The following is a 16,853-nucleotide window of genomic DNA, read 5'->3' as shown; positions in this document are numbered from 1 at the left end:
TGCTCAGCCCACCGCCGAGCAGCCGCCCGTCGGGGCGGGCAGCGGGGCCGGGACTCCGACCGAGGGCAGGCCGAGCATCACTCCGGCGGGCTGCTGCGGGACGGCGTTCCGCTTCTCCCAGGCGTCGCCGGCGCGGGTACGGCGCACGGAGATCGTCTCGCCCTCCGCCAGGAGGTGGTGCGGGGCGGCGTACGTGATCTCGACCGTCACCACGTCGCCCGGACGGACCTCGTCCGCGGGCTTGGAGAAGTGCACCAGGCGGTTGTCCGGCGCGCGGCCCGACAGCCGGTGCGTGGCGCCGTCCTTTCGGCCCTCGCCCTCGGCGACCATGACCTCCAGGACCCGGCCCACCTGCTTCTTGTTCTCCTCCCAGGAGATCTCCTCCTGGAGGGCGACCAGCCGCTCGTACCGCGCCTGGACGACCTCCTTCGGGATCTGGCCCTCCATCTCGGCGGCCGGCGTGCCGGGCCGCTTCGAGTACTGGAAGGTGAAGGCCTGGGCGAAGCGGGCCTCCCGCACGGCGTGCAGCGTCTGCTCGAAGTCCTCCTCGGTCTCGCCGGGGAAGCCCACGATGATGTCGGTGGAGATGGCGGCGTGCGGAATCGCGGCGCGGACCTTCTCGATGATCCCGAGGTAGCGCTCCTGCCGGTACGAACGGCGCATCGCCTTGAGCACCGTGTCCGAGCCGGACTGCAGCGGCATGTGCAGCTGCGGCATCACGTTCGGGGTCTCCGCCATCGCGGCGATCACGTCGTCCGTGAAGTCGCGCGGGTGCGGGGAGGTGAAGCGGACCCGCTCCAGGCCCTCGACGTTCCCGCAGGCGCGGAGGAGCTTCGAGAACGCCTCGCGGTCGCCGATGTCGGAGCCGTACGCGTTGACGTTCTGGCCGAGCAGCGTGATCTCCGAGACGCCCTCGGCGACCAGCGCCTCGACCTCGGCGAGGATGTCGCCGGGGCGGCGGTCCTTCTCCTTGCCGCGCAGCGCGGGCACGATGCAGAAGGTGCAGGTGTTGTTGCAGCCGACGGAGATGGACACCCAGGCCGCGTACGCGCTCTCGCGTCGCGTCGGCAGCGTGGAGGGGAAGGCCTCCAGCGACTCGGCGATCTCGACCTGCGCCTCTTCCCGGACGCGGGCGCGCTCCAGCAGCACGGGCAGCTTGCCGATGTTGTGCGTGCCGAAGACGACGTCGACCCAGGGCGCCTTCTTGACGATGGTGTCGCGGTCCTTCTGGGCGAGGCAGCCGCCGACGGCGATCTGCATCCCCGGCCGCCTGGCCTTCATCGGGGCGAGCCGCCCGAGATTGCCGTAGAGCCTGTTGTCGGCGTTCTCCCGGACCGCGCAGGTGTTGAAGACGACGACATCCGCCTCGCCCTCACCCGTGCCCTCGGGCGCCCGGACATAGCCCGCGTCCTCCAGCAGGCCGGACAGCCGCTCGGAGTCGTGGACGTTCATCTGGCACCCGTAGGTGCGCACCTCGTAAGTCTTCGCGCTCATCTCGCACACCAGGGTACGGGGTGACTGCGGCCCGCCGCCCCTGTGTTCCCCGGGCGGGAGACGGGGACCGGCCGCCGGCGGGACGCGATGGGCGATCATGGGCGGAAAGGACGGGCCTGGCCAGCACCGCGAGTGAACTGGCAGGATCGCGCCATGCTCCCCGCTCTGTCCCGAATCAGCCGGCGCCGCGCCCTCCAGGGCTCCGCGGCGCTGGCCGTCGTGTGCGGGCTGCTGCTGTGGTGGCTGCTGCCGATGGGCGACAGCAGCCCGAGCGGCCGGCTGACGTTCAGCACGGGTGTGAAGAGCGGCGTCTACCAGCGCTACGGAGACCTCCTCAGGGACGCGCTGGCCCACGATCTGCCGAAGGTCTCGATAGATCTCCGGACGAGCGAGGGCTCCCAGCAGAACCTCGCCAGGGTGGCGAGCGGCGAGGCCGACTTCACGATCGCGACCGCCGACGCGGTGGCGAAGTACCGGCGCGACGGCCGGCCCGGAGCCGACCGGCTGCGCGGCTGCGCGCGGCTGTACGACGACTACGTGCAGCTGATCGTGCCCCAGGGCTCGCCCGTGGAGACCCCGGCGGATCTGCGCGGCAAGCGCGTGGGGGTCGGCCAGGAGGGCTCCGGCGTGCGGCTCATAGCGGACCGGGTGCTCACGGCCGCGGGCCTCGACGCCCGCCGGGACATCGATCCGGTCTCCGCGGGCCTCGACACCATGCCGGGGCGGCTGGAGCGGGGCGAGGTGGACGCGTTCTTCTGGTCGGGGGGACTGCCGACCGCCGCGGTCCAGCACCTCTCGGAACGTTTCCCCGTACGGCTGGTCCCGGTCGGCGACAAGCTCATCAGCCGCGTCCACGCGACGGGCGACGCGACGCGCTACTACCACTCGGCGGTGATCCCGTCCGACGCCTACCCCAGGATGGGCGCGAGGGCCCCGGTGCAGACCGTCGCCGTGGCCAATCTGCTGGTCACGACGGACAGGGCGGACCCGGAGCTGACCGAGCGGTTCACCCGGACCGTGATCAGGAGCCGGGACCGGATCGGCCGTGAGGTCCACCCGGCGCAGCTCGTGGACCTGCGGACGGCGATCTACACGGACCCGCTGCCGCTCCACGAGGGCGCCCGGCGCTACTACAGCTCGGTGAAGCCGTAGCGCGAGCCTGCGGAGGCCGGGCAGAGCCGGGCCGCGCAGAGGCCGTGGCAACTGCGGACGAGACTCCGCGGGGCCGCGGGACGGCAAGGCGAGCCCCGCCCCGTCGGGATCGGGGCTGCGGCCGGGAGCCGCGCCCGCGCCGGAGGACTCCCCAACCGATCCGGCCGAACGGCTCGGTTGGGGATCGCTCGGGCCGGCCGGCCCCACGGCGGGGCCGCTCATCGGCTCGTACGCTCGACCCGCCCCACCGAGCGGGCCGGCTCCGTGCTCACGCCGTCGGCGGGTTGCGCGGCAGTGTGACGGTTACCCGCAGCCCGCAGGGTTCGTTGTGCGCGTACGCGATCGAGCCGCCGCCCGCGGAGAGGAGCGCGCGGGTGATGGAGAGTCCGAGGCCGGAGCCCTTCACGTTCTGGTGGCGGCCGCTGCGCCAGAAGCGGTCACCGACGCGGGTGAGCTCCTCCTCGGTGAGCCCGGGTCCGCGGTCGGCGACGACGACGGTCGAGGTGGTGCCGTCCGCGGACACCGTGACCGTGACCTCTTCCCCTTCGGGCGTGAACTTGAGGGCGTTGTCGATCACGGCGTCCAGGGCGCTGGAGAGCGCGATCGGGTCGGCCCAGGCGGTGACGGCCGGACCGTGGCCGTGGAGCCGGACGCCCTTCTCCTCCGCGAGCGGACGCCAGGCGGCCACGCGCTCGGCGGCCAGCTCGCCGATGTCCGTGAGACGGATGTCGGCGGAGGCGTGCTCGGCCAGGGCCAGATCCAGCAGATCGTCCAGGACCCGGGCGAGCCGCTTGCCCTCCGTGCGGACGGAGGCGATCTCCTCGTTGCCCTCGGGCAGTTCGAGGGCGAGGAGCTCGATCCTCAGCAGCAGTGCGGCGAGGGGGTTGCGGAGTTGGTGCGAGGCGTCGGCGACGAAGGCGCGCTGCTGTTCCAGCACCAGTTCGACGTTGTCGGCCATCTCGTTGAACGAGCGGGCCAGCCGCCGGAGTTCAGGCGGGCCTCCGGCCGCGGCGACCCGCGAGTTCATCCGGCCGGTCGCGATGTCGTGGGTGGCGGCGTCGAGGATGCGCACGGGCCTCAGCACCCAGCCGGTGAGCCGGAACGCCGCGCCCACGGCGACGAGCATCGCCGCGGACTCGCCTGCCGCGATGAGCAGCCATCCGCGCAGGATGCGGGAGCGCAGCTGGCCCGTGGGCGAGTCGGTGACGACGACGGCGACGACGTCGCCGTCGCGCACCACCGGCGAGGCGACGACGATCCGGGCGTCCTGCTGCCAGGGCCAGACCTGCGGCGGATCGTGGCTGCGACGGCCGAGCAGGGCCTCGGCGAACGCCTGACGGCCCACCCCCGTCTCCGGGACCTCCCAGTGCCAGGGGGCCCGGGCCATGGCCACATCGCTGCGGTGGAAGACGCCGGCGTGGATCCCGTACACGTCGTTGTAGCGGGTCAGTTCCTCTTCGAGGGTGGTGCGGCGCTCGTCCTGGCCCGGGACGCTCTCGGTGACGAACTGGGCCTGGGCGGCGAACCGTGCCGTGTCGTCCAGCCGGTCGACCACCACCTGCTGCTGCTCGGCCGCCGCCAGGCTCACGGCGAGAGGGAAGCCCAAGGCGAGCAGGACGCCCGCCATGAGGACGATGAGGAGCGGAAGGAGGCGGGTACGCAAGGGGAGCGAAGGCCTTTACGCGACGGGGGCGACCAGGCGGTAGCCGACGCCGCGCACGGTCTCGATGAGGGCGGGCATACGGAGCTTGGAACGCAGCGACGCCACGTGCACCTCGAGCGTCCGGCCGGTCCCCTCCCAGCTGGTGCGCCATACCTCGCTGATGATCTGCTCCCGGCGGAAGACGACCCCGGGACGCTGCGCGAGCAGCGCCAGCAGGTCGAACTCCTTGCGGGTCAGCTGCACGTCCGCCCCGTCGACGCTGACGCGGCGCGTGGGCAGCTCTATGGTGACCGCGCCGAGCCTGAGCGCACTGTCGGAGTCGGAGGCGGGCGCGGCCTCCTCGCCGGGCGCGGTGCGCCGGCTGACGGCGTGGATACGGGCGAGCAACTCCCCCGTGTCGTAAGGCTTCACGACGTAGTCGTCGGCCCCGAGGTTCAGTCCGTGGATGCGCGAGCGCACGTCTCCGCGCGCGGTGACCATTATCACCGGAGTGGTGGTGAGCTTCCGGATCTTCCCGCACACCTGGTAGCCGTCCTGGTCCGGCAGCCCCAGATCGAGCAGGACGACCCCGAAGGGGGCCTTGCCCTCGGCGGCGGCCGGGAGCACGGCCTGCAGCGCCTCCTCGCCGTTGCGGGCGTGGGTGACCTGGAAACCGTGCCGTGCGAGCACCGCGGACAGGGCCGCGGCGACGTGGTCGTCGTCCTCGACGAGCAGCAGTCTCATGTGACCCCCTCCCGGGCGTGGCTCTCGCGTTGTTACCAGGGCATAAAGACCGATAGGCACACCATGCGTCAAGGGGGTTACCCGCGACCTGGGGTTTTTCGTTACCCACCCGGTACTGCGACGGCCGCCCCGTTCACCCAGTGTGTCCGGTTGCGGCCGGATCGTTATGCTCAATTTCCGCTCAGATGTAATGACGGTGGTCGCAGTGCGTCATTAAGGTCCTCCCAACCGAGGAGGACGGAGCAAGAAGCCGATGAGCGGAGTATCAGTGACCAAGGGCGCCGAGGACGCCGTGCCGGCCACGACGGACCTGGTCGTACTGAGCAACGTCAACAAGCACTTCGGCGCGCTGCATGTACTCCAGGACATCGACCTGACGATCGCGCGCGGCGAGGTCGTTGTCGTCATCGGGCCCTCCGGGTCCGGCAAGTCCACGCTGTGCCGCACGATCAACCGGCTGGAGACGATCGACTCCGGTTCGATCGCGATCGACGGAAAGCCGCTGCCCGAGGAGGGCAGGGAGCTGGCCCGGCTGCGCGCCGACGTCGGCATGGTCTTCCAGTCGTTCAACCTCTTCGCACACAAGACCGTGCTGGAGAACGTCATGCTGGGCCAGCTGAAGGTCCGCAGGACGGACAAGAAGGCCGCCGAGGAGAAGGCGCGCAGCCTGCTCGACCGGGTGGGCGTCGGCTCGCAGGCCGACAAGTACCCGGCGCAGCTCTCCGGCGGCCAGCAGCAGCGCGTCGCGATCGCCCGGGCCCTGGCGATGAACCCCAAGGTCATGCTGTTCGACGAGCCCACGTCCGCGCTCGACCCCGAGATGATCAACGAGGTCCTCGAGGTCATGCAGCAGCTGGCGCGGGACGGCATGACGATGGTCGTCGTCACCCACGAGATGGGCTTCGCGCGCAGCGCCGCCAACCGCGTCGTCTTCATGGCCGACGGCAAGATCGTCGAAGAGGCCACGCCGGAGGAGTTCTTCAGCAACCCGCGCAGCGACCGGGCCAAGGACTTCCTTTCGAAGATCCTGCACCACTGAACCCGTCCGTTCCCGGGCATCGTTGGCCCCGGGCAGGTTCTGCTGATCGCACACATCACGTCTAACCAAGGGAAGTTCACATGAAGCTCCGTAAGGCCTCCGCCGCCGCGGCCGCCGCAGTCGCGCTCGCTCTGACCGTCACCGCCTGTGGCTCCGGCAAGAAGGACGACGCGGCCGGCGGCGGTTCCGCTGGCGGCGGCGACAAGATCACGATCGGTATCAAGATCGACCAGCCGGGCATCGGCCTGAAGACCCCGGACGGCAAGTTCGTGGGCTTCGACGTGGACGTGGCCAAGTACGTGGCCAAGGAGCTGGGTTACGAAGAGGGCGACATCGTCTTCAAGGAGACCAAGAGCGCCGACCGTGAGACCGCGATCGAGCGCGGCGACGTCAAGTTCATCGTCGCCTCGTACTCGATCAACGACAAGCGCCTGGCCAAGGTGGACTTCGCCGGTCCGTACCTGCTGGCCCACCAGGACATCCTCGTCCGCGCCGACGACGACTCCATCAAGTCCCCGGCCGACCTGAACAACAAGAAGCTCTGCTCGGTCACCGGTTCGACCTCGGCGCAGAACGTCAAGGACAAGCTCGCCCCGAAGGCGCAGCTCCAGGAGTACGGCGGCTACTCCGAGTGCCTGACCGGCCTGGAGAACAAGGTCATCGACGCGCTCACCACCGACGACTCCATCCTCGCCGGCTACGCCGCGCAGGAGGCCTTCAAGGGCAAGTTCAAGCTCGCAGGCTTCAAGATGAGCAACGAGAACTACGGCATCGGCCTGAAGAAGGGCGACACCGAGCTCAAGGACAAGATCAACAAGGCGCTCGAGAAGATGGTCCAGGACAAGTCCTGGGACAAGGCCGTGGAGGCCCACTTCGGCCCGGCCGGCTACAAGAACGAGCCCGCCCCGAAGATCGGCAACATCGTCAAGTAACCCCTGGCCGACCGGGCGCGCCGCCGCTGACGGCGGCGGCGCGCCGAGTCCTTCCCACTCGCAGACGCGGAAGCGCGGGAGATCGTGTTCGACTTTCTTGATATGGACGCCCTGCTGGGCGCCTTCTGGGTGACGGTGAAGCTCACCGTCTACTCGGCCATCGGCTCCCTCATATGGGGAACGCTGCTGGCCGGCATGCGGGTCAGCCCGGTGCCGCTGATGCGGGCCGTCGGCACCGCGTACGTGAACGTCGTGCGTAACATCCCGCTCACCGTCGTCATCCTCTTCACGTCGCTGGGTCTCTTCCAGACGCTGGGCGTCACCCTGGCCGGCGACAACTTCACGGTGATCAACTTCCGGCTGGCGGTGCTCGGCCTCATCGCCTACACCGCGGCCTTCGTGTGCGAGGCGCTGCGGTCCGGTATCAACACCGTGCCCGTGGGACAGGCGGAGGCGGCGCGGGCCCTGGGGCTGAGCTTCACCCAGGTGCTGACCCTCATCGTCCTCCCCCAGGCCTTCCGGTCGGTCGTCAACCCGCTGGCGAACGTGCTGATCGCACTGACCAAGAACACCACCGTCGCCTCGGTGATCGGTGTCGCGGAGGCCTCGCTCCTCATGAAGTCCTGGATCGAGACGTACGCCGCCCTGCTCCCGATCGTCGCCATCTTCGCGTTCGGCTTCATCTGCCTGACGCTGCCGACCGGACTGGTGCTCGGCTGGGTGAGCAAGAAGGTGGCGGTGAAGCGATGACTTCCGTTCTCTACGACGCGCCGGGCAGCCGTGCCAAGTGGCGCAACGTCGGCTACACCGTCCTGTTCACGGCGGTGCTCGCGCTGGTCGGGTGGTGGGTGTACGACGGTCTGAGCTCCAAGGGCCAGCTCGACTGGGCCAAGTGGGAGCCGTTCTTCACGAGTTCCCAGCCGTACGCCACGTACATCTGGCCCGGGCTGCAGAACACGCTGATCGCCGCGACCCTCGCGCTGGTCATCGCGCTGCCGCTCGGTGCTGTCTTCGGTATCGCCCGGCTGTCGGACCACTCGTGGGTGCGCGGCGCGGCGGGCACGGTGGTGGAGTTCTTCCGCGCCATCCCGGTGCTGATCCTGATGCTGTTCGCCAACGCGGCCTACGCCGACTTCACCGACATCAGCAGCGATGTGCGTCCGCTGTACGCGGTGGTCACCGGTCTGGTGCTGTACAACGCCTCGGTCCTGGCGGAGATCGTCCGGGCCGGCATCCAGTCCCTGCCGCGAGGCCAGACGGACGCCGCCAAGGCGATCGGCATGCGCAAGGGACAGACGATGCGGCACGTGCTGCTGCCGCAGTCGGTGACGGCCATGCTGCCGGCAATCGTGAGCCAGATGGTCGTCATCGTGAAGGACACCGCCCTCGGCGGCGCGATGCTCTCCTTCAACGAACTGCTCTCCTCCGTCCGGCCGATGAGCGCCAACTACGGCGCCAACACCATCGCCAGCTTCACGCTCGTCGCCGTCATCTTCGTCGCCCTGAACTTCGCCCTCACCTCCGCGGCGGGGTGGCTGGAGCGCAAGCTGCGACGCGGCAAGAAGAGCACGGGCGCCGTCGTCCACGCCGGTCCCGGCGGCGGACTGGAGACGGTGGGCCCCGGCGGGGACATCTCCACGCAGGGCGACATCAAGTAGGGCGCCGGAAGCGTGGGCTGACCCCACGACGGGCCTGATTCGACCGAAGGGCGGCGGCGCGAGAGCGCGGCCGCCCTTCGTCGCTTGACGGGGGCACCGGCAGTGGGTTGCATACGTTCTGTGATCGCGCACCGGGTGCCAACCAGCCCATTCCCCCTGTTCCCTCCGTCCCGGCAGGTCTCAGGAGCAGCGCCGTGGACCCGGTGATCGTCGTGGGGGCGGGTCCGGTCGGGCTCGTGCTCTCACTGGCTCTCGCCGCGCACGGCGTTCCCTCCGTCGTCCTCGACGAGGGCGAGGACAAGGACGAACCGCGCCCCGCGCGCACGGTCGTCCTGCGCGCCGACACCGCCGCCCTCGCCGAACGGCTGGGCTGTGCCACGATCCGTGACGAAGGGGCCCGCTGGGCCGGCTGGCGTTCGCTGCGGCGCAAGCAGGAACTGCGCCGGGTGGCGTTCCACGGGGAGGATCTGCCCGCCCCCGTGCACATCCCGCAGCACGCGCTGTTGCGGGGTCTGCGGGACGCCGTGGACGCCACCGGTCTGGTGCGGGTCGCCGGGCACAGCCGGCTCGACGCCCTGGAACAGGACGGAAGCGGCGTCACCGCACACACGCGCGGCCCCGAGGCGACCTGGTGGCGCGGGAGTTTCCTGGTCGGCTGCGACGGGGCCCGGTCGACGGTCAGAAAGCTCCTCGGGATCCGCTTCCCCGGCCGGACCGCCGTGGAACGCCACGCCGTCGCGGCCCTGCGCACCGAACTCCCCTGGCCGGGCGAGGGCGTACTGCACCGGCTGCCGCCGTGGCGCGCGGTCGGCGACGAGGTGACCGCGCGGCCGCTGCCCGACGGCGTCTGGCGGCTGGACTGGCTGCTGCCCGCACGCGGCGAACTGGTGACGCCCGACGCGTTGGTGTCACGGGTCCGGGACACGCTGGCCGGCTGGTGCGACGGGCCCCCGCAGTACGACCTCCTCGACACCGGGGTCCACACCCTGCACCACCGGCTGGCCCGGCGCTGGCGGGTGGACCGTGCCTTCCTCGCCGGGGACGCGGCCCATCTCCTCGGCGCGGTCGGCACCCAGGGCGTGGACGAGGGCGTGCGCGACGCCGACAACCTCGCGTGGAAGCTGGCCCAGGCCTGGCACCACGGCGCCTCCGACACCCTGCTCGACAGCTACCAGGCGGAACGGCGCACGGCGGTGGCGGCACGACTGCGGGCCGCGGACCAGTCCCTGCCGATACTGCGCGGCAGCGGGGGCCTGCGGACATATCTGCCGGGTGCCGCCCGTGGGCACGACACCCTGCTGACGGACGGGCATCTGGGACTCGGCGCACTCGGTGCGCCCCCCGCCTATCCGCACTCCCCCCTCGCGCCCCGGCACGCCGAGTCGCACACCGCCGTGGGTACCCCGGTCGGCGCACCGGTGGCGGACGTCGCCGTCACGACTCCCGACGGCACGACCGCGCGGCTGCGGGACCGGCTCGGCAGGGCCCGGCTGCTCGTGGTGCTGATCGCTCCCGGCACGGGTGTGTGGGACCGGCGCCACTGGGTGACGGCCGGCGTCATGCCGCGGCTCGCCTCGACGGTGTCGGAGCTGCCCACCCGGGCGGAGCTGCTCGTCGCCGAGTCCTATCCGGGCGCATCGGCGCACACGGTGCTGCTGGTCAGGCCGGACGGTCACCTCGTGGCAGCCTTCGGGGGCGTGCGCCCGGCCGAGCTGCACGCGGCGGCCGACGCGGTGCGCGGGGGTGCGCCCGGGGCCTCGGAGGCCCGCTCCGAGCACGCCACCGCCCGGTCCGACTGACCGTCCGCCCGCACCGCGGACATCGATTGACCGGTGCGGGCGCGCATGGTGTACTCCGGAACGTGACCGACACCGATGTGCGCCTGTGGCGGAGGGTCCACATGGACCTGCTCCGCTATGCGGGCTGCGTGTGTCGACCGTCCTGCTGACTTCGCACTTTTCTTCTCTTCCGCTTTCACGGCCGCGTTCGCGCCCGGGGGTCCCGGCGCGGGCGAACCCCTGGCCGTGGGCATCTCAGCGAGTTCCAGGACGGTTCCCGTGACCCAGTCTGTCCCTCTACACACGAAAGCGGCCGCACCCACCGCGGCCGAACTCCTCGACTTCGTGCGGCGCGCCGCCGCCGACACCGAACTGATCGCCTCGCTGCCCCTGGATCCCGAGGGCCGCACCTGGGTGCGGCTGGAAGGGCCCGGCGGCAGTGAGGCATGGCTGATCGCCTGGCCCCCCGGCACCGGCACCGGCTGGCACGACCACGCGGAATCGGTCGGCGCCTTCGCCACCGCCTCGGGCGAGTTGAAGGAGAACTCCCTCGCGGTCCGGCTCCCCGCGAGCGGCTGGAAGACCCTGGAGCTGGCGGAGGACGTGGACCGCGAACGGCGGATCGGCCCGGGCCAGGGGCGGGCGTTCGGCAGGCACCACGTCCACGAGGTGCTCAACGAGTCCACGACCGAGCATGCGATCTCGGTCCACGCCTACCATCCGCCGCTGCCGCTGCTCCGGCGGTTCAGCAGGACCGGCGCGGTGCTCCGTCTCGAGCAGGTCGAACGTCCGGAGGACTGGCAGTGAGTGAACGACCCGTGGGGATCGACGAACTGCTCGAGCGGGTCCGGGAGGGGCTGGACCGGGTGGAACCGCGAGAGGCTTACGACGCGGCCGGGGACGGTGCGCTGCTGGTCGACATCCGCTACGCGGCGCTGCGCGACCGGGACGGGCTGATCCCGGGTGCGCTCGTCGTCGAACGCAATGAGCTGGAGTGGCGGCTGGACCCACTGGGCAGCCATCGCGCGCCGCAGGCCACCAGTCATGACCTGCGGATCGTGATCGTCTGCAATGAGGGGTACGCCTCGTCGCTCGCGGCGGCCTCGCTCCGGCAGCTCGGGCTGCACCGCGCGACCGATCTGGTCGGCGGCTTCCAGGCCTGGCGGTCGCAGGGACTGCCGGTCCGGGCAGCGGGCGCGGCGGACTAGGCGGCGCGGGCTGCCGGGCACTGCCGATGTGCGCGCGAGGGTACGCCTGGCAGCCCGTGGGGCCGGGGCGAAAAGACATCCCGATGCGGACGACATGCCCGTGCGCGCTGCGGTCGGTTGTCACGGCGCCACCGCCGCGGACGGCACTGAAGCGGACCGGCGTCCCGGGACGTGGTCTCCCTCGCCCCTTCCCCTCCGGGGACACCGGTCCGCTCCTGTGGTCGTGGTGGCCGTCGGCCTCTTGCTGCCGGCGCCGACAGCACGGCGGCCGCCCTGCCGAACACCCGGACGGTTCCAGGTGGCACGGAGTGGGCCCTGTGCCGCAACAGGCTGTAAGTCATGGACGAAACGGGGCTCGGACGGCTCCCGGCGCTCGGCGCACTTCAGCCCACACCTGTCGCCGGCCCGTGGCCGGGCAGTTCAGTGCCCCGCACTGAACTGTCCTTGCCCGGCTTGTACCTGCCCGACGGCCTAGGACAGGCCGTCCTCAAGGCCGTCCAGGCCCTCGGTGCCCTCGCCTTCCTCCTCCAGGGCCCGGCGGACCACCCGTAGGGCCATGCCCTCCGGATATCCCTTGCGCGCGAGCATGCCCGCAAGACGCCGGAGACGGCGGTCCCGGTCGAGGCCCCGGGTCGAGCGGAGTTTCCTGGCGACCAACTCGCGTGCCGTCTGCTCCTCCTGGTCGGAGTCGAGCCGGGCGACCGCCTCGTCGATCAGCGCCGAGTCGACGCCCTTCGTGCGCAGCTCTCGGGCGAGGGCCCGGCGTGCCAGTCCGCGGCCGTGGTGCCGTGACTCCACCCAGGCTCCCGCGAACGCCGCGTCGTCGATGAGGCCGACGTCCTCGAAGCGGGACAGCACCTCCTCGGCGACCTCGTCCGGGATCTCGCGCTTGTGGAGCGCTTCGGCGAGTTGCTTTCGGGTCCGCGGGGTGCCGGTGAGCAGGCGCAGGCAGATCGCCCGCGCTCTCTCTGCCGGATCCTGGGGCGGCAGCTCCTCATCGGCCCTCGACGATGCGGAGCTGCCGCCCGGCCGATCCGCGGTGCGCCGCGTGCTCGGGTCGGACACGATGCCGATCAGCCCTTGGCCGCCGTAGCCGTCTTGGCGGCCTTCGCCGCCTTGGTGGCGGGTGCGGGCACCGACTTGGCGGAGGCATCGGCCGGGGCGGCGGCACTCGCCGCGTCCCCGCCGGGCTCGGCCGCCGGGGCTTCGGTGCTGCTCACTCCGACGCCCAGCTTCTCCTTGATCTTCTTCTCGATCTCGTTGGCGAGGTCGGGGTTGTCCTTCAGGAAGTTCCGCGCGTTCTCCTTGCCCTGGCCGAGCTGGTCGCCCTCGTACGTGTACCAGGCGCCGGCCTTGCGGACGAAGCCGTGCTCCACGCCCATGTCGATCAGACCGCCCTCGCGGCTGATGCCCTGGCCGTAGAGGATGTCGAACTCGGCCTGCTTGAAGGGCGGCGCGACCTTGTTCTTGACGACCTTGCAGCGGGTGCGGTTGCCGACGGCCTCGGTGCCGTCCTTCAGGGTCTCGATGCGGCGGATGTCGATGCGCACCGAGGCGTAGAACTTCAGCGCGCGGCCACCGGTCGTGGTCTCGGGCGAGCCGAACATCACGCCGATCTTCTCGCGCAGCTGGTTGATGAAGATCGCCGTGGTCTTGGACTGGTTGAGCGCACTGGTGATCTTCCGCAGGGCCTGGCTCATCAGCCGGGCCTGGAGACCGACGTGGGAGTCGCCCATCTCGCCCTCGATCTCCGCGCGCGGCACGAGCGCGGCGACGGAGTCGATGACGATGAGGTCGAGGGCGCCGGAACGGACCAGCATGTCGACGATCTCGAGCGCCTGCTCACCGTTGTCCGGCTGGGACAGGATCAGATTGTCGATGTCGACGCCGAGCTTCTTCGCGTACTCGGGGTCGAGGGCGTGCTCCGCGTCGATGAAGGCGACCTGGCCGCCCGCCTTCTGCGCGTTGGCGACGGCGTGCAGGGTCAGGGTCGTCTTGCCGGAGGACTCCGGGCCGTAGATCTCCACCACACGACCGCGCGGCAGGCCACCGACACCGAGTGCGACGTCGAGCGCCGTCGAGCCGGTCGGGATGATCTCGATGGGCTCCCTCGACCGCTCGCCCATGCGCATCACGGCGCCCTTGCCGAACTGTCGTTCAATCTGCGCGAGCGCGGCGTCGAGCGCCTTCTCGCGGTCGGTTCCTGCCATGGGTTCCACCCGATTTGCTTGAGTCGATCGCTTCACGCCAAAGACGCTATCCCCTGCCACTGACAATGCGCCCCGACGTCCCTCCAACCTGTGGATAACCCGGTGAGAACCCCGAGATTCCAAGGCCGGACTCCCATGAGAATGGATGTTCGATTTTGGTGTCAAGCAAGCCGCCCGCACCCCGCGTCACGTGCCGCACCGCCGCCGGCAGGGCGGCCGGGACGGCAGCGGACCGGGCACCGGGCCGACCGTGCACGGGCTCGGCGCGGCGGCACGGGCAGCGGCCGCCCAGGAGTCAGGAGGCCCGACAAGGGGCTCAGCCGCCGCTCTCCCCGTCGGCCGCCGTCCCGTCCTTCTTGCTGCGCAGAGCCCGCTGGACCCGGGCGAGCACCACCTCGCCGTGTCTGCGGTGCCCGTGGACCCGCGGGTCCTCCGTCACGGTGTAGCGCTTCACGTACGCGCCGAGGAAGGCCTGCAGGGTGGCGACGGCCGGAATCGCGATCAGCGCACCGACGGCTCCCAGCAGCGCGGTGCCGGCGATGACCGAGCCGAACGCCACCGCCGGATGGATGTCCACCGTCTTGGCGGTGAGCTTCGGCTGCAGCACGTAGTTCTCGAACTGCTGGTAGATCAGCACGAAGCCCAGCACCCACAGCGCGTACCAGGGGTTGATCGTGAAGGCGATCAGCATCGGCAGGGCGCCCGCGAGATACGTGCCGATGGTCGGGATGAACTGCGACACCAGCCCCACCCACATCGCCAGCGCCGGGGCGTACGGCACGTCCAGCATCGCCAGCAGCACGTAGTGCGCGACGCCCGAGATCAGCGCCATCAGCCCGCGCGAGTAGAGGTATCCGCCCGTCTTGTCGACGGCGATCTCCCAGGCCCGCAGCACCTCGGCCTGCTTCGACGGCGGCAGCACCGAGCACAGCGCGCGTCGCAGCCTCGGCCCGTCCGCCGCGAAGTAGAAGGAGAAGAGGAAGATCGTCAGCAGTTTGAACAACCCGCCGATCACCGTCGCCGACACGTCGAGCACACCGGTCGCGCTGTTCTGCACGTACTTCTGCAGCCAGTCGGAACGCAGCAGGCTGTCCTGGATCGCGACCCTCGACAGTTCGCTGTGGAAGGTCTTGTTGATCCAGTTGATCACCTGGTCCAGGTACTGGGGGAAGTCCTCGACCATCTCGACGATCTGACCGGCCAGCATCGAGCCGAGCGCCACGACGAAGCCCACGCTCACGGCCAGCACCGCGATGAAGACGAGGAAGGTGGCGATGCCGCGGCGTACGCCGCGGGCCGCCATCCGGCCCACGGCCGGCTCGATCGCGAGCGCCAGGAAGAACGCGATCAGCACGTTGATCAGCAGGCCGATCAGCTGGTGGAAAGCCCAGCTGCCGAGCTGGAAGCAGCCGTAGAGCGCCAGCGCCAGCACCATGGCGCGGGGCAGCCAGCGCGGCATCCGCCCCGGTGCGGCCGTCGTGACGGCGGTCCCGCCCGCCCCGGCACCGCCGTCGGGCGCGGTGGCGGGCGAGGGGACCTTCACCTGGGCCCCGGCACCTGCCGGGCCGCCCCCGGTGTCGTCGTCGGGCCGCCCGGCCTCGGCGTACTGGGAGGTCGGGCGGTTCTCGTCCTGGGTGGTCTCGTCATTCGCTGCCACGGAGCAAGTCTCGCCTACCGCGGCGACAACCGGCACGGCCCTGTGGACAACGCCTCCACCACGGGCCGGACCGGCACGGTCCCGGCCCCACCGGCGCCACCCGGCCCGGCCCGCCGGACGCGGGACGACCTTCCGGGTCCGTGGTTCAGCGCTTCTCCGCGGGGATGCCGACCGCGGCGCAGACCCCGCGCCAGACGTCCTTCGTCTCCCAGCCGGCGGCCAGTGCCTCGTGCACCGTCCGGCCCCCGAGTTCCGCCATCACATGGTCGCGTGCGAAGGAGTCGGCGTACGCGGCACCGAAGTGCTCTGCCATCCGCTCCCAGAAAATCGTCAACCGCATGACACCAGTATCCGCCCCCTGAGAGTGCAGACCCGTCGGTCGGCCTTGTGCGAAGCCCTTTCACCCCTACCGTCGGAGCATGGCTGGAACACCTCTGGCACGAGCCGAGCACTTCGTCTGGCTCACGGCTCGCGTGCTCGAACAGCGACGCTTCGCGTATCACTTCCTGGGTGCGGCGGCGGAGCCGGTCGAGGCCGCGCTCACCGCGTACCTCAATGAGGACGGCGGCTACGGCCACGCCCTGGAGCCCGATCTCCGCGGCCCCGCGAGCCAGCCGCTGCACACGGCGCACGCCCTGCGCGTGCTGGACTCCATCGGGCGCTGCGGCGGGCTCCGGGCGGAGCGGATCTGCCGCTATCTGACGAACGTGGCCACCCGCGACGGCGCCCTGCCCGTCATCCACCCCTCACAGCGCGGCTACCCGACGGCGCCGTTCATCCCGATCGTGTCCGATCCGCCCAGTGAGCTGCTGGCCACGGGACCCGTGGTGGGCCTGCTGCACCGCAACCAGGTGTGGCACGCGTGGCTGTTCCGCGCGACCGACTTCTGCTGGGCCGCGGTGAAGGGTCTGCAGAAGTCGCACCCGTACGAGATCCAGGCGGCGGTCGCGTTCCTGGACGGTGTCCCGGACCGGTCGCGTGCCGAGGAGGCCGCGGACCGGCTGGGGCGGCTGGTACGCGAGCAGCGGCTCGTGGTGCTCGACCCGGGGCGGTCGGACGAGTACCCGGTCGCCGCGGGCTACGCGCCGGGCGAGTACCACTACCCCCACGACTACGCACGCGTGCCCGGCTCGCTGGCACGGCGCTGGTTCACGGACGAGGAGATGGACCGGTCGCTGGACCACCTCGCCCTTGAGCAGCAGGAGGACGGGGGCTGGCCGGTCCGGTGGCGCCAGTGGGCGCCGAGCACCGCCCTGGAGTGGCGTCCGGTGGTGACGGTCGAGGCGCTGCGCACGCTGCGGGCGCACGGGCGGGTGCTGCGCTGAGTCAGCACCCGCCC

16 protein-coding genes and 1 pseudogene are annotated in these 16,853 nt (G+C 71.0%); 10 read left to right on the top strand and 7 right to left on the bottom strand.

Translation table 11 applies throughout. The features are described 5' to 3' along the window. Positions 1 to 3 precede the first annotated feature (3 nt). Positions 4 to 1,494, bottom strand: a complete 1,491-nt coding sequence (miaB, locus tag BLT82_RS00180) for a tRNA (N6-isopentenyl adenosine(37)-C2)-methylthiotransferase MiaB (RefSeq protein WP_093651694.1) — start codon at positions 1,492 to 1,494, stop codon at positions 4 to 6. Positions 1,495 to 1,647: 153 nt separating this feature from the next. Between miaB and BLT82_RS00175 the strand changes: the two genes are divergently transcribed. Beyond that, entirely contained in the window at positions 1,648 to 2,646 is a 999-nt protein-coding gene (locus BLT82_RS00175; protein WP_093651693.1) for a TAXI family TRAP transporter solute-binding subunit, read from the top strand. A 268-nt stretch (positions 2,647 to 2,914) separates the two neighbouring features. Here the strand turns inward: BLT82_RS00175 and BLT82_RS00170 are convergent, their stop codons facing one another. Together BLT82_RS00170 and BLT82_RS00165 are read right to left on the bottom strand one after the other, a co-directional pair. Then, a complete protein-coding gene (locus BLT82_RS00170) occupies positions 2,915 to 4,309 on the bottom strand; it encodes a sensor histidine kinase (protein ID WP_093651692.1) in 1,395 nt (464 codons plus the stop codon). 15 nt (positions 4,310 to 4,324) lie between these two features. Further along, positions 4,325 to 5,032 carry a response regulator transcription factor gene (locus BLT82_RS00165; RefSeq protein WP_093651691.1) on the bottom strand — a complete coding sequence of 236 codons (708 nt, stop codon included), beginning with the start codon at positions 5,030 to 5,032 and terminating at the stop codon, positions 4,325 to 4,327. A 253-nt stretch (positions 5,033 to 5,285) separates the two neighbouring features. Here BLT82_RS00165 and BLT82_RS00160 point away from each other — a divergent pair, with 253 nt between their 5' ends. The 8 genes from BLT82_RS00160 (at position 5,286) to BLT82_RS00130 (ending at position 11,647) form a co-directional block, all read left to right on the top strand. Continuing rightward, a complete protein-coding gene (locus BLT82_RS00160; RefSeq protein WP_093651690.1) occupies positions 5,286 to 6,071 on the top strand; it encodes an amino acid ABC transporter ATP-binding protein in 786 nt (261 codons plus the stop codon). Positions 6,072 to 6,151: 80 nt separating this feature from the next. Continuing rightward, complete coding sequence (locus BLT82_RS00155; protein ID WP_093651689.1) at positions 6,152 to 7,003, top strand: glutamate ABC transporter substrate-binding protein; 852 nt, start codon at positions 6,152 to 6,154, stop codon at positions 7,001 to 7,003. 84 nt (positions 7,004 to 7,087) lie between these two features. Continuing rightward, positions 7,088 to 7,753 (top strand): amino acid ABC transporter permease, encoded by a 666-nt coding sequence (locus BLT82_RS00150; RefSeq protein WP_093651688.1) that lies wholly within the window; start codon positions 7,088 to 7,090, stop codon positions 7,751 to 7,753. Next, a complete protein-coding gene (locus BLT82_RS00145) occupies positions 7,750 to 8,661 on the top strand; it encodes an amino acid ABC transporter permease (RefSeq protein WP_093651687.1) in 912 nt (303 codons plus the stop codon). Before BLT82_RS00150 ends, BLT82_RS00145 begins: the two co-directional genes overlap by 4 nt. A gap of 194 nt (positions 8,662 to 8,855) precedes the next feature. Beyond that, positions 8,856 to 10,460, top strand: coding sequence for an FAD-dependent monooxygenase (locus BLT82_RS00140; RefSeq protein WP_093651686.1), 1,605 nt, complete (start codon positions 8,856 to 8,858; stop codon positions 10,458 to 10,460). Positions 10,461 to 10,522: 62 nt separating this feature from the next. Next, a complete protein-coding gene (locus BLT82_RS38760; protein ID WP_311307652.1) occupies positions 10,523 to 10,609 on the top strand; it encodes a putative leader peptide in 87 nt (28 codons plus the stop codon). Between the two features lie 109 nt (positions 10,610 to 10,718). Further along, positions 10,719 to 11,246 carry a cupin domain-containing protein gene (locus BLT82_RS00135; protein ID WP_244291763.1) on the top strand — a complete coding sequence of 176 codons (528 nt, stop codon included), beginning with the start codon at positions 10,719 to 10,721 and terminating at the stop codon, positions 11,244 to 11,246. Continuing rightward, on the top strand, positions 11,243 to 11,647 hold the full coding sequence (locus tag BLT82_RS00130; protein WP_404202369.1) for a rhodanese-like domain-containing protein: 405 nt from the start codon (positions 11,243 to 11,245) through the stop codon (positions 11,645 to 11,647). The genes BLT82_RS00135 and BLT82_RS00130 overlap by 4 nt, the downstream gene beginning before the upstream one ends. 471 nt (positions 11,648 to 12,118) lie before the next feature. Here BLT82_RS00130 and recX read toward each other — a convergent pair. The 4 genes and pseudogenes from recX to BLT82_RS00110 all read right to left on the bottom strand — a co-directional run. After that, positions 12,119 to 12,790: pseudogene (gene recX / locus BLT82_RS00125) on the bottom strand (recombination regulator RecX); the annotation flags it as partial. Beyond that, on the bottom strand, positions 12,721 to 13,857 hold the full coding sequence (recA, locus tag BLT82_RS00120; RefSeq protein ID WP_093651684.1) for a recombinase RecA: 1,137 nt from the start codon (positions 13,855 to 13,857) through the stop codon (positions 12,721 to 12,723). The gene recA and the pseudogene recX, both read right to left, overlap by 70 nt. A 316-nt stretch (positions 13,858 to 14,173) precedes the next feature. Then, positions 14,174 to 15,316, bottom strand: a complete 1,143-nt coding sequence (locus tag BLT82_RS00115) for an AI-2E family transporter (protein WP_342029390.1) — start codon at positions 15,314 to 15,316, stop codon at positions 14,174 to 14,176. Positions 15,317 to 15,659: 343 nt separating this feature from the next. Continuing rightward, positions 15,660 to 15,854 (bottom strand): DUF3046 domain-containing protein, encoded by a 195-nt coding sequence (locus BLT82_RS00110; protein WP_093651682.1) that lies wholly within the window; start codon positions 15,852 to 15,854, stop codon positions 15,660 to 15,662. A 79-nt stretch (positions 15,855 to 15,933) separates the two neighbouring features. Here BLT82_RS00110 and BLT82_RS00105 point away from each other — a divergent pair, with 79 nt between their 5' ends. Next, entirely contained in the window at positions 15,934 to 16,839 is a 906-nt protein-coding gene (locus tag BLT82_RS00105; protein ID WP_093651681.1) for a hypothetical protein, read from the top strand. Positions 16,840 to 16,853 lie beyond the last annotated feature (14 nt).

The sequence above is a fragment of the Streptomyces wuyuanensis genome, from assembly GCF_900103455.1.
GTDB classification, from domain to species: Bacteria; Actinomycetota; Actinomycetes; order Streptomycetales; family Streptomycetaceae; genus Streptomyces; species Streptomyces wuyuanensis.
Note: the sequence above shows the minus strand (reverse complement) of the source record. Positions and strands in the feature narration are given on the sequence as shown.